12 protein-coding genes are annotated in these 12,907 nt (G+C 61.2%); 4 read left to right on the forward strand and 8 right to left on the reverse strand.

The window, feature by feature from the left end:
- The first annotated feature begins 65 nt into the window (after positions 1 to 65).
- Together BC363_RS07120 and BC363_RS07125 are read left to right on the forward strand one after the other, a co-directional pair.
- Positions 66 to 680, forward strand: coding sequence for a cytochrome b (locus tag BC363_RS07120; RefSeq protein ID WP_065781263.1), 615 nt, complete (start codon positions 66 to 68; stop codon positions 678 to 680).
- 54 nt (positions 681 to 734) lie between these two features.
- A complete protein-coding gene (locus tag BC363_RS07125; protein ID WP_244512913.1) occupies positions 735 to 1,286 on the forward strand; it encodes a YceI family protein in 552 nt (183 codons plus the stop codon).
- Between the two features lie 35 nt (positions 1,287 to 1,321).
- On the opposite strand, the gene BC363_RS07130 is transcribed toward BC363_RS07125, so the two are convergent.
- The 6 genes from BC363_RS07130 to BC363_RS07155 form a co-directional block, all read right to left on the reverse strand.
- A complete protein-coding gene (locus BC363_RS07130; protein ID WP_065781264.1) occupies positions 1,322 to 2,782 on the reverse strand; it encodes an aspartate aminotransferase family protein in 1,461 nt (486 codons plus the stop codon).
- A 5-nt stretch (positions 2,783 to 2,787) separates the two neighbouring features.
- Positions 2,788 to 3,798 carry an NAD(P)-dependent oxidoreductase gene (locus BC363_RS07135; RefSeq protein WP_065781265.1) on the reverse strand — a complete coding sequence of 337 codons (1,011 nt, stop codon included), beginning with the start codon at positions 3,796 to 3,798 and terminating at the stop codon, positions 2,788 to 2,790.
- Positions 3,795 to 4,235, reverse strand: coding sequence for an EamA family transporter (locus tag BC363_RS07140; RefSeq protein ID WP_065781266.1), 441 nt, complete (start codon positions 4,233 to 4,235; stop codon positions 3,795 to 3,797). Before BC363_RS07140 ends, BC363_RS07135 begins: the two co-directional genes overlap by 4 nt.
- Positions 4,236 to 4,328: 93 nt before the next feature.
- Positions 4,329 to 5,651: an FAD-binding oxidoreductase gene (locus BC363_RS07145; protein ID WP_065781267.1), complete on the reverse strand. Its 1,323-nt coding sequence runs from the start codon at positions 5,649 to 5,651 to the stop codon at positions 4,329 to 4,331.
- The gene (locus BC363_RS07150) at positions 5,648 to 7,090 is read right to left on the reverse strand and encodes a UbiA family prenyltransferase (RefSeq protein WP_065781268.1); all 1,443 of its coding nucleotides are present in this window, start codon (positions 7,088 to 7,090) and stop codon (positions 5,648 to 5,650) included. The genes BC363_RS07145 and BC363_RS07150 overlap by 4 nt, the downstream gene beginning before the upstream one ends.
- A gap of 129 nt (positions 7,091 to 7,219) precedes the next feature.
- Complete coding sequence (locus BC363_RS07155; RefSeq protein ID WP_244512915.1) at positions 7,220 to 8,071, reverse strand: alpha/beta fold hydrolase; 852 nt, start codon at positions 8,069 to 8,071, stop codon at positions 7,220 to 7,222.
- A gap of 291 nt (positions 8,072 to 8,362) precedes the next feature.
- On the opposite strand from BC363_RS07155, the gene parE reads away from it, so the two are divergent.
- Positions 8,363 to 10,426: a DNA topoisomerase IV subunit B gene (gene parE, locus BC363_RS07160; protein WP_065781270.1), complete on the forward strand. Its 2,064-nt coding sequence runs from the start codon at positions 8,363 to 8,365 to the stop codon at positions 10,424 to 10,426.
- Between the two features lie 209 nt (positions 10,427 to 10,635).
- Here the strand turns inward: parE and BC363_RS07165 are convergent, their stop codons facing one another.
- The gene (locus tag BC363_RS07165; protein WP_065781271.1) at positions 10,636 to 11,118 is read right to left on the reverse strand and encodes a GNAT family N-acetyltransferase; all 483 of its coding nucleotides are present in this window, start codon (positions 11,116 to 11,118) and stop codon (positions 10,636 to 10,638) included.
- 242 nt (positions 11,119 to 11,360) lie between these two features.
- On the opposite strand from BC363_RS07165, the gene BC363_RS07170 reads away from it, so the two are divergent.
- Positions 11,361 to 11,777, forward strand: a complete 417-nt coding sequence (locus BC363_RS07170) for a hypothetical protein (RefSeq protein ID WP_065781272.1) — start codon at positions 11,361 to 11,363, stop codon at positions 11,775 to 11,777.
- A gap of 5 nt (positions 11,778 to 11,782) precedes the next feature.
- On the opposite strand, the gene BC363_RS07175 is transcribed toward BC363_RS07170, so the two are convergent.
- Complete coding sequence (locus tag BC363_RS07175; protein WP_065781273.1) at positions 11,783 to 12,805, reverse strand: NAD-dependent epimerase/dehydratase family protein; 1,023 nt, start codon at positions 12,803 to 12,805, stop codon at positions 11,783 to 11,785.
- Positions 12,806 to 12,907: the final 102 nt, after the last annotated feature.

The following is a 12,907-nucleotide window of genomic DNA, read 5'->3' on the forward strand; positions in this document are numbered from 1 at the left end:
GTGGGTCTTATCCGCGCGACAAGGGCGAAATCGAGGATTTCATCCGAACGCCGCAGGAGCTTGCCATGCTGCAAAACAGCAAGTCTGCATTCGGCTGGGTGACGATCATCCTTCACTGGCTGATCGCTGTGTTGATCCTTGGCCTCCTGGCGCTCGGCTTTGTCATGCGCAGACTCCCACTGGATCCGAGCCTGCAATTCTCGCTCTACCAATGGCACAAGTCCTTCGGCTTTACGGTGCTCGCCCTCGCCGCGCTGCGCGCCGCCTGGCATGTGCTTGACAAGCAACCACAGGCGCCAGCCGGCCTTTCCCCGCTCGAACGACGCGCAGCCCGAGCCACGCATGCAATCCTGATCGGCCTCACCATCGCAGTGCCCCTCGCCGGTTGGGCAGTCGCGTCGACCTCGACGCTGAACATTCCAAGCTTCTATTTCGACTGGTTCGTCATCCCTCATTTGCCGATGGCGAAAACAGAAGCGGCTGAGAGCTTCTGGGCGTCGACCCACTCCATCCTCGCCTACGCGACATTGGGTCTTCTCGTGCTCCACGCGATGGCTGCGCTCTACCACCATCTGGTCCGTCGCGACGAGGTTCTGGTCCGCATGCTGTCTACGCGACCGCAGCGGCGCCGCGAGCTCGAAAAGAGCAAGAGCAGTCAGGTCATTGCCAAGAGGAAATGAACCATGATGAAGCAGAAATCGAAGGCATCACCCGTCGCATCGGCACTCTGCGCCATGCTAGCTGCGACATTCGGGCCAAGTGCCACAGCGGCCAGCGCGCCGCAACTCTCGGACGCCGCCGGCAGCTACGGCATCACCGCCGCGTCACGCGTCCATTTCTCCGTCGCGCAAGTCGGTGGTGGCGGCATCGTCGGCGACTTCGGCAAGTTCTCCGGCAATTTCCGCATCGATGGCAATAACATCGCCCGCTCGTCGGTCGACTTCACACTCTATCCGGAAAGTGTCGAGACGGGAGAAAGGCGCGTCGAAGACTTCCTGAAGTCGAGCGCCGTCTTCGACAGCGCGACCTACCGCACGGTCACCTTCCGCTCGACCAGCATCACGCAGACCGGCCCCGACACGGCCGCCGTCGAAGGCACGCTGACCGCACGCGGCAAAGCCCGCAAGGAACGGTTCTCGGTAAAGCTGATGGATTGGAACAACCGGTCGATCTCATTCAAGATCCGCGGCAGCATCTTTCGCTCGCCCTACGGCATGGACGTCGGCACGCCGATCTACTCCAATGTCGTCGAATTCGACATGAACATAAAAGGGCAGAAGCGTTAAGCCCTCCTGCCCTCCGAGACATTTTCGGGCTTCCTTCAGCCGCCGATCTGGCTGCCGACGAAGTCCTTGACGATACGGACAATGCCACGGCCCAAGAGCTCGTCGAGCGCAGCGATGAACTGGTCGACGTGGGACCGTTCGCAGATCAGCGGCGGTTCGAGCCGGATGACGTTGCGATTGTATTCGGTAAAGGCAACCAGCACGTCGTAGTCGCGCAGAAGCAAGGCACCGATGAAGCCCGAGAGCGAGCCCTTCAGCTTGTCGTCAAGCACAGAAACGACCGGACGCAGGACCATCGGCAACGTCTGGCTGAAGTCCTGGAACTCCAGGCCAACCATCAGCCCCTTGCCGCGCACGTCCTTGATGATCTTCGGATACTTCTCCTTCAGCGCCTGCAGGCGTTCAAGCAGATAGTCGCCGCTGTCCGCCGCGCGATCGATCAGATGCTCGTCATAGAGCACATTGATACCCTCGATCGCGGTGACGCAGGCTTCGCCCATGCCGCCAAAGGTCGCCATGGCGTGGATCATCGCCGTCTTCGATGTGCCATAGGCCTTCATATAGACCTCGCGGCGCGCGATCATCGCGCCCACCGCCGCCTTGCCGGCACCGAGCGATTTGGCGAGTGCAGTCACGTCAGGAACGACGCCATAGTGCTCGAAGGCGTAGAAGCGACCCGAGCGGCCGTAACCGCACTGCACTTCGTCAGCGACCCACAGGACGCCATAGCGATCGCAAAGCGCACGCAACTGCTGCCAGTACTCGGCTGGAGCCTGGATGATGCCGCCACCGCCCTGGATCGTCTCGAGCACGATGACGCCGATCTCCGGATCGGACTTGAAGGCATTCTCGACGGCTTGGATATCGGCGAAGGGAACGCGCACCGTGTTGTCGGCAAGCCTAAACTCGGCGCGGTAGAGCTGGCCATCGGTAATGGCAAGTACGCCCTTGGTCTTCCCGTGAAAGGAGTTTTCCGCATAGACGACCTTCGGTCGCTTCGGGCCGGCCGCGCGCTCGGCAAGCTTGACCGCCGCCTCCATCGCCTCTGAACCGGATGAACCGAGGAAGACCATGTCGAGATCGCCCGGCGAGCAGGCGGCAATGTTCTTGGCGAGCGCCGCCGCATATTGCGACATGAAGGCAATGGCTATCTCGTGGCGCTTTTCGTCCTGGAACTTCCGGCGCGCCTCGAGGACTCGCGGGTGGTTGTGGCCAAAGGCCAGCGAGCCGAAGCCACCGAAGAAATCGAGGATCTTCCGGCCGTTCTGGTCGGTGTAGTGCATGCCCTCGGCGCTTTCGATCTTCACCTTGTGAAAGCCGAGCAGCTTCATGAAATGGAGCTGGCCAGGGTTGAGATGGTCCTTGAAGGCAGTGGTGATGTCGCCGATCGACATGGCTTTCGCCTGCTCGACCGTGAGCAGATTCGGCCTGGCGAGGTCATTGTCGAGAGGCGGCGCCGAGACGGCTTTATAGTTCGGTCTATCCAGCATTGTCATCCCCCTCACTCGGCCGGCACGGCGGCGGCGTCTTGCATCGCGGCGCTGGACTTCTTGGCCCGATACTCGTCATAGGCAGCAATCAGCATGTCGCCATCGTTGAACTCCGGCCGCCAGCCGAGCTGATGCTTCAGCTTGCCCGTCTCGCGCACACATAGTTCGTCGGCAATCAGGTATTGCTCCGGATCCATGATCGGCTTGTTGATCAGGTCGAACAGCGCCAGCGTCTGTTTCACTGCGAAGGCAGGCGTCGGCAGTAGGAAGGACTTCGAGCCGGCGTGCTTGATCAGGTTACCGAGAAGCTCACGCACGGAAGGAGGACTGTCCGAGCCGAGATTGTAGGCCTCGTTGGGCACGCCGCCCTTCCAGGCAAGCCGTGCCGCTTCAGCGCAATCGAACACCGAGATGAACTGGTACGGCACCTTGCCCGACCCGATCATCGGCACCGGCAGGTTCATGTCGATCAGCTTGAACAGCTTTTCGAGAATGCCGAGGCGTCCGGGGCCGATAATCAGGCGCGGGCGGAAGATCGAGATGCTCATGCCCTGCTTGCGCCATTGCACGGCCAGTTGTTCGGTCGCCCACTTCGATTTCCCGTATTCGCCGAGCGGCTTTGCCGGATGATCCTCGGTCTGCGGCGACTGCACCGTGTGGCCGTAGATCATGTCGGTGGTGAACTGCACGAGGCGCGATGCGTTCGCTGCCCCCATGGCCTTCATGATGTTCTCGGCACCGTAGTAGTTGACCGGCCAGAAGAAATCCCAACGCTTCGAACGGATCTGCAACGGCGACAGCATCTTGGCCGCCATGTTGTAGATCATGTCGTCCGGGGCGATACCGACCTTCAGCACATCGCTCATCTGCGTGACGTCGCAATGGACGAAACGGGCGCGATTGTAGTGCGGCAGGTCGGACTTGACGATATCGGCGACCACGACTTCTTCGCCATCCTGGACAAGGCGTTGCGCCAGATGCCGGCCGACGAAACCATCGCCCCCAAAAATAATATGCCTCATGACTTGCTCCCGAAGTCTGCTGTTCTTGCACCAGCCGCATCGACCGGCTTCTCGTCGCTATGGGATGACATGCCCGACTGGGCGATCAGAACCGTTCCGGCGCAAATGAGCGCAATGCCGGCGATGCGCCAGGCATTGAGGTCCTCGCGGAAGACGAAGTAGGCGAAGATCGCAACCGCCACATAAGCCAGGCTCAGGAACGGATAGGCGAAGGAAAGCTCTACCTTCGACAGCACGTATAGATGCGATGCCATGGAGATGACGAAGGTCACTAGACCGGCAAAGACCCATGGATTGAAAACAATCTGGAACAGGCGGACGATGGCGGTCTCTGCCGTCATAGAGATCGGCCCGAGCGACATCATGCCCTGCTTCAGCATCAACTGCGCGGCCGCATTGGTCAGCACAGTGAAGAGAATGAATGGAATATATTTCATGGTTTTACTCCCAGTCCCGGGAATGTACTTACACGTGAGAGACGCATATTCAGTGAAGTTCGCGCGTTTAATTTAATAAAATTGTCGGCAGTCTCATTTTGGCAGAGCCAGCGCCGTGCGGCGCCAGAAGTTCGACGTCAACGCCGGATCGCGGAGCGCCTCAAGCGACCGCCAGGAAGCGAAAGACTTTTCAAAGACTTGCGGGCTCATGCGTGCATCCTTGTAGGGATTCACCGCACCTCCGGCCTCGACAACGATCGCGTCGAGGCGGTCCAGCAGTTTTACCGTCCGTTCACCCTGATTGGCGAAGTCGAGCGTCAAAGTAAAACCGGGCCGCGGAAACGACAGGAGACCGCGCGAGGCGACGTCCCCGAAGCGCTTCAAGACGGTCAGGAAGGACGCGTGTCCGGCACGGCGCGCAGTCTCCATCAGCGTCGCTGTGATTTCCCGCGCATTCTCCGAGGGATAGACGCTTTGGTGTTGATAGAGCCCTTTGGGACCATAGAGCCTGTTCCACGCGCCGATGGCGTCGAGCGGGTAGAAATAGGAAGTCCACGGCACCGTCGAAACGGTTTCCCCCGGTTTCTCCTTGCGGAAATAATACTCGTTGAAGACCTTGAGCGTCGCGGAATTGAGAAGGTTGAAAGGTGGCGAGAACGGCACAGAGAGCTTCATGCCCTTCGGCATGTCGGGAAACTCGCAGGAGCCATCGGCATGATCGCCGGCCAACAGAACGCCGCGGCCCATGCGCCGTCCCGTCGCAAGCTGGTCGATCCAGGCGACGGAATATTCGTGTTCCTCATCGACGCGATCCACCAGACCGAAATATTCGTCGAGATTGTCGAAGCGGATCGCATGCTGCTGCACATGCGGCGACGGCACTTTGCTGAGCCGAAGGCTGATGGTCAGGATCAGGCCGGTCAGCCCCATTCCGCCGATCGTGGCTGAAAACAGCTCCGGATTCTCGACGGAAGTGCAGGTCAGGTGCTCGCCATCGGAACGCAACAACGTAAAGCCGGACACATGATTGCCGAAGGTGCCGCGCGCATGATGGTTCTTGCCGTGAACATCGTTGGCAAGCGCACCGCCCACGGTGACAAAGGCCGTACCTGGCGTCACCGGAAGAAAGAAACGGTGCGGAATGGCACGGGTCAGGACGTCGCGGAGCGTGACACCTGCCTCGCAGGTCATCACGCCGGTGCCCGGGTCGAACGCGAGGATGCGAGCGTGACGGCGATTGTCGATCAGCAGGCCGCCGTCGTTGTGGCAGCTGTCGCCGTAGCTGCGACCATTGCCGAAAGGCAGGAAGGCATCGGGCTCTATCGAGCCGAGGCGATCCTCGTAGTCGTCGGGCGAAATGCCCTGTCGCGGCCGACGGTCGAGCCTGCCCCAGCTGTCGTAGTCTTGCGTGTTCATTGCGGCCCGACGGCTCCGAAAAGGATGAGTAACGCCCCGATCAGCATGGTCAGTTGGCTGCGCCAATCGCGCATGATGAAGACGACAGGATCCTCGTGCAACATGCCCCGGCGCGCCAGCATCCAGATCCGCAGCAGCATATAAAGCACCAGCGGGCAAAGTGGCCACAACGCCCAGGGCGTCGTGTACATTTCCTGCAACTCCTTGCTGTGCACATAGAGCGCAAGCACCAGCGCCGAGGTAAAGGCGGAGGCCACACCCGCCTGCCCGACCATTTCAAAATCGACCGCCAGATAGCCGCGCCCGGGAACGACACCACCGTCCTTATCCTCGAATTCATGCAGTTCGACATAGCGCTTCACCAGCGCCAGGCTGAGGAAGAAGAAGATCGCGAAAGACACGAGCCAGAAGGAAAGTTCCGTTCCGGTCGCCGCCGCGCCGGCCACGATGCGTGTGGTGTAGAGGCCCGCAAGCGTGAAAACATCGACGAGAAGCTTGCGCTTGAGCACAAAAGTGTAGGCCGTCGTGGCGCAGGCATAAAAGGCGAGCACGCCTGCAAACTTCCACGGCAGGACGAACGTCAGCGAAAGCGAGGCCAGCATCAGGCAGACGACGAGGATGAGCGCCGTCGGCACCGACATCTGGCCGCTGGCAAGCGGCCGGTTGCGCTTCTTTGCGTGGCGCCGGTCATTCGCAAGGTCTGAGAGATCGTTGATGACGTAGACGGCGGAGGCCAGGAAGCTGAAGGCGAAGAATGCGATGATAACACTCACCAGCGCATCGAGATGCAGCACCTCATGATTGAGGATCATCGGTACGCCGATCAGTACATTCTTCGCCCATTGATGGACGCGGATCGATTTCAAAGGAGCAAGCATGCTCACCTTGCCGGTATCGAGCTTCTCGGCATCGTGGTTGCGGCGCCATTTCTCCGCCGCCGAATCCGGCGCCACGACAATCGCACGGCGTGACACCTCGAACACCGCGATGTCGTCGCGGCTGTTGCCCATGTAATCGAAACCGCCCTCGCCGAACCGTTTCACCAGTGCGTCACGCTTTCGGCTGCTCGTCAGATTGAGCGCCTCCGACGAATGCATGACCGAGGAAAAGAGCCCGACATGCGCCGCGACCTCCCGGGCGACGGAAGGCGCAGCACCAGTGACGAGCACGATGTCGCGCCCGTCCGCCTTCTCTGCGGCCAGTCGGGCCAGGACGGTCTGGCGGTACGGCCAGTCCGCCGCCTTTCGCCGGGAGCGCAAGGCGACTTCATGCTTCAGGCGCGCCCTGCCCTGCAGCAGCCACAGCATCATCAGCACGAGCATGAGCGGATTGCGCAAGAGGATGATCGCAGCGCCTTCCCACAGCGTATCGGCGGCCAGCAATGTGCCATCCAGGTCGACACACAGCGGAACCCGCCGTGTTTCGGTGCGCGCATCCATGAAACTTACCCCAGCAATATCTGCCGGAGATCATCGCGCCGATCACTTTCAAAGGTGGAAACAAGCGGACGGCCTGCACCCGGAAATTGCCGGTCTGGTTAACAAATGCCGAGCATCAAACGCTGTGCGTTAGCGGCCGCCGATCCAGTTCAGGGCGTCGCGCCAGTCGGTCATGCGAACCGGCGTTCCGTGCGAGCCGGTTTCAAAAAGCACGAAGCGGCTCGGGTAGCCCTGCCCCTTCAACGCGGTGTAGAGCGCCTTCTGGCTCTCGGCGGGATAGACACTATCCCGGCTGCCATGGCTGAAGAACATCGGCAACTTCGCCTTGTAGGCGGCACTCTTCGTAAAATCCGGATCGGCGGCACCGCCCATGACCATCATGCCGCCAAGGACAGCAACGGCGCTTGCGTCACGCGACACGCCCCAGCAGATGAAGCTGCCCATGGAGGCACAAGCCAGTACCACCGGCCGGCCGCCTGAGCGCTCGGCGGCAAGTTTGACCAGTCCTGCGACATCCTCAGCCCCGGCGGCATCGAAGGATCGCACGCTCGGCGCGTAATAGACACCGCCATTGGCAACAGCGAGGTTCTTCAGGCGATTGAAATTGCCACCGAAGGAAAAATCATTGGCGCCAAGGCGCCGGTCCCCGCCTCGCCCGTGAATGAAGATCACGCTGAACGCCGCCCCCCGCTCCCGACCGACGCGTGTCACATCGATGGAGCGCTCGCCGACATCGAGCGTCTCGTTGACCTGTTCGCTCTTGACGCCAAGCGAGAGGAACGCGCGCTTGACCCGACGCTCCGGAATTTCGTCGCGTTCATTGATGTCGCGCAGTTCCTGATAGTCGACGACGCGGTAGTCACCGCCATCGCCTTGCTCCAGCACCTTGCCGTAGGAAAACAGATCGTCCTTGTAGGGCTTCAATACCTGCGCCTCGGCGCAAGCGGCCGAGCCTGCAAGAAGGCCGGTGGACAGGACCATGGCAGCAAGCCGGCGAAAGCAAAAATGAGCTGTGGACACGGACAACGAAGGGCTCCCTGGTTCGCCGCAAAGCCTTGCCATCGGCCCGGCGCCAAAGCAACAGTTGGTGATGGAAGCCGACGCAGAGGCTTTATTTTGCGGGCATCCGGCGTTGCCATTCTCCTTTTGTTCGTACAATCGGGAAGACTCTGGCAGAATCCGGGTGATTCGAATGACTGGGGATGGCGACAAGACCGAGGTCTTGCTATGGCCTTGAACACCTCCGCACGACAGGAATGATCTAGACGCCCCATGGACGACAGCAACGACCTCTTCTCCGCAATGCCCGAACAACCGAAGCCCGTTGCGCCAGATGCAGCACCTGTCGCGCGAGCGGCGCCGGTTCCGCGCGAAGAACCGCGCCCTGCCCCCAAGGGGAGCGACAGCGGTGACTACGATGCTTCTGCGATCGAGGTGCTGGAGGGACTGGAGCCGGTACGTCGGCGTCCGGGCATGTATATCGGCGGCACCGACGAAAAGGCGCTGCACCATCTCTTCGCCGAAGTCATCGACAACTCGATGGACGAAGCGGTGGCCGGCCACGCCAACTTCATCGAAGTCAATCTCGATGCCGATGGCTATCTGTCGGTGACCGACAACGGCCGTGGCATTCCGGTCGAAAACCATCCCAAATTCCCCGGAAAGTCGACGCTCGAAGTCGTGATGACCGTTCTGCATGCGGGCGGCAAGTTCGACGGCAAGGCCTATGAAACCTCCGGCGGTCTGCACGGCGTCGGTGTCTCCGTCGTCAACGCACTGTCCGACGACCTTGAGGTTGAGGTTGCCAGAAACCGCAAGCTTTATCGCCAGCGCTTTTCGCGCGGCGTGCCGCAGGGCGGGCTGGAAGAACTGGGCGACGTCCACAACAGGCGCGGAACGCGGGTGCGGTTTCATCCCGATCCGCAGATCTTCGGACCGCATGCCCGCTTCGAGCCGGCACGGCTGTTCCGCATGGCGCGCTCGAAGGCCTATCTCTTCGGCGGCGTCGAAATCCGCTGGTCGTGCGATCCGTCGCTGCTGGCGGAAGGCTCCGAGATTCCGGATCGAGCCGTCTTCCACTTCCCCGGCGGCCTGAAGGACTATCTTGCCGCGACGCTCGGCAAGGAGTTCACGGTCACCCGCGAGATTTTTGCCGGCAAGTCCGAGAAGTCGAACGGCCACGGTTCGCTCGAATGGGCCGTCACCTGGTATGGCGGCGACCAGCAGGTCCACTCCTATTGCAACACCATCCCGACGCCGGAAGGCGGGACGCACGAGGCGGGTTTCCGCATCGCACTCACCAAGGGGCTGAAGAATTACGCCGAGCTGACGCAGAACAAGCGCGCTGCCATCATCACCACCGATGACGTGATGATTTCGGCCGCCGGCATGCTCTCGGTCTTCATCCGCGAACCGGAATTCGTCGGCCAGACGAAGGACAAGTTGGCGACTGTCGAAGCGCAGCGCATCGTCGAAAACGCCTTGCGCGATCCTTTCGACCACTATCTCGCCGACAACCCGGCAGAGGCGGCAAAGCTCCTCGAATGGGTGATCGAACGCGCCGACGAGCGCGTCCGCCGTCGCAAGGAGAAGGAAGTCAACCGCAAGTCAGCGGTGCGCAAGCTGCGCCTACCCGGCAAGCTTGCCGACTGCTCGCAGAACACTGCCGAAGGTGCGGAACTCTTCATCGTCGAAGGGGATTCGGCCGGCGGCTCCGCCAAGCAGGCGCGCAACCGTGCCAACCAGGCCATCCTGCCGCTTCGCGGCAAGATCCTGAACGTTGCCAGCGCCGGCCGGGAAAAGCTGGGCGCCAACCAGCAGATCGCCGACCTGATCCAGGCACTCGGCTGCGGCACCCGCAGCAAATACCGGGAAGAGGACCTGCGCTACGAACGCATCGTCGTCATGACCGACGCCGACGTCGATGGCGCGCATATTGCCTCGCTGCTGATCACCTTCTTCTACCAGGAGATGCCGGAGCTCATCCGCGGCGGCCACCTCTATCTCGCCGTACCGCCGCTCTATCGCCTGAGCCAGGGCTCGAAGACGCTCTATGCGCGCGACGACACCCATCGCGAAGAGCTGATGCGCACCGAATTCAACGGCCGCGGCAAGGTCGAAGTCGGCCGGTTCAAGGGTCTCGGCGAGATGCTGCCGGCGCAGCTCAAGGAAACGACGATGGACCCGAAGTTCCGCACGCTGCTCAAGGTCGAGATCGACGACGTCGATTTCGAAGGCACGCGCGAAGCCGTCGACAGCCTCATGGGCACTAAGGCCGACGCACGCTTCCGGTTTATCCAGGAACGGGCCGTATTCGCCGACAATCTCGATATCTGATCGTCTGAGACGTCGCGGTGCCTATTTGTTTGCGAGCAGACGGGCACCGTAGGTGACTTCGCTACTGCATAATTCCTTAAATCGGGATCGATTTAAGGACGAAGTGTTACAGCGACCTTTGCGCGTCTAAATAGACGCGCGGCGCTGTAGTGGTATCAGAACGATCAGCTTCGTTCATTTGCAAGGCGTCCTCAAAGACCCCATTCCGATTACGGGCTGAGATCAGCAGGTCCGTGCAGCGCCTTCTCCATGAACAGGCTTAACGGGTCCGGCTGGTAACTGCCGAAAGGCGGACGGTCGATGTATCCAGCTGTTTTGTAGAGCCCTATTGCCTCCGGCTGATGGATGCCGGTCTCAAGCTGGATCGCGACGACGCCGCGGCTCTCTGCACGCTTTTCGAGCGCCTGCAGCAACAGCCTCCCGACCTTCAGCCCTCGCGCCTCGGGATCGACGAACATGCGCTTGATCTCCGCCGTGCCATCACCCGCCTCGACCAGCGCGCAGCAGCCGAGGACAGCTCCGTCTAAACGCGCGACGAAGAACGATACGGCCGACTGCTCGAGCGTCGATACATCGACGAGGTGATTGCTTTCAGCAGGATAGAGCGAGGCGGCATAGGCGTCCGACATTTCCAGAAGGCGCAGGATTTCCGGCTGTCGCGGCGGTTCTTCGGCGATCGTGACTTCAGGCAATTTTCCATCCTCGGCAGTGACTCGGGTCGCTTGTGGTCCCGGAAGGAAATTAACGCCCGGCGCGGCGGCAACCAATACGTCAAATGACGCAAGGATCAGACCTGCCCCATCAATCCGAATGACGCCGCGAAACAAATTGTTTCTGCGCCTTCAAGCCACTGCCCTATTTCCGGAAGAATCATGCAGGCATAAGTTGATCGTAGCACCTGCACAACCTCAATCCAGATGGATACACCCTGACCATGAAAGCCGCCTTGATCGTCATGACCATTCTTGGCTGTGACCACGACGTCAACCAGTGCCGATATATCTCAACGGTCGACGGGGCATGGCCATCGATCGCCCAGTGCGATACGGATTCGCAGAAACAGTTGCCGCGTTTCTCCAACGCCAACTATCCGGTGGTGGTTGCCGTCTGCGAGAGTTCCGGTCCCGGCCTCGCAACCGATGATCTCCAGCCGGAGGTGGTCGCCCCGCTCCCGCGGCCCGAGACGCCACCGCCTCAGCCGACCGAGGCGCAACCGGGCCTGCCGAAGCGCGCACTTGCGTTTCTCTCCGGCGCCGTCCCCGACCGCGAGAAGCTGAAGAACCTCGTCACCAAGCCGGTTCACTATATCGAGGACGGCTACTCCTGGGTGGCGCGGCGGTTCAGCGACTGACGCAATCAGACGAGGCCGGCCGCTATCAGGCTCTCGGCGCTCGCCTTGATCGCCTCCTCCTCCGTTCTTGGCGCCCAGCCAAGAATGCGGCGCGCCTTGTCATTGGAGATACGCTGGTCGCGGCCAAGCTCCCGAACGACGAGACGAAGCCCGGGATCGAAGCGTGCTGCGATCGCGGCCATCCAGTTCGGCAAGATGATCTTCGGCAACTTGCCGGCATAGGCCGGGAAATGCCGCCGCAGCACGGCAGAAATATCGGCTAGCGACAGCGCCGCGCCACCAATGAGGAACCGCTCGCCGGCCGCATCGGCGACAGTCATTGCGCGCAGGTGAGCATCTGCGACATCGCGCACGTCGACGATGGGCACGCTGAACTTCGGCATGGCCGGATATTTGCCTCGCAACAGGTCGCGAACCACACCGACGGAGGTCCCGACTTCACCGCCGAGCAGCGGACCAAGGATCATCGAAGGATTGATCACGGCGAGCTCAAGCCCACTCTCCCGCGCATAGGCCCAGGCAGCGCGTTCGGCAAAGGTCTTCGAGCGGTAGTAGGGCGTGGCGAAGGGCGATTGCGGATCGCTCCAGTTCTCCTCCGTGAACGGCGCACTGCCATCGCCATAGATCGCCGCTGCGATCGACGACGTCAGCACGACCCGGCGGACGGCGGCGGCACGGGCCGCCTTCAGTACGCGCAGCGTGCCGCTTCGCGCCGGCTCGATCAGTTCGGCCTCCTCACCGGGCACGCTCGCCGGAAAAGGCGACGCCGTGTGCATCACATAGACAGCGCCGGAAAGCGCGTCTGGCCAGCCCTTGTCGCCAAGCAGATCGGCGGCAGCGAATGTCAGTTGCCCCGCCTCTGTTCCGCCTGCCCCACGTATCGCTTGCTCGATCTCCTGCGTTCGCGCCAGCGTGCGCACCGTCCCGCGCACATCATAGCCCTGTCTCAGCAGCGTTGCGGCGACGTGCCGTCCGACGAAGCCGCCGATACCGGTCACGGCGACAAGCTCAGGGGGTCTAGCATTCATGTTTTCGCGTCCTCATTCGTCAATTCGCCAAACTGACGTACTGACATTTTCTATCCATAATGTCAGTTTGACAATATTGATCCAGAATGTCAACGATTCAAA

The organism is Ensifer sp. LC384, from assembly GCF_001695865.1.
GTDB lineage: Bacteria > Pseudomonadota > Alphaproteobacteria > Rhizobiales > Rhizobiaceae > Ensifer.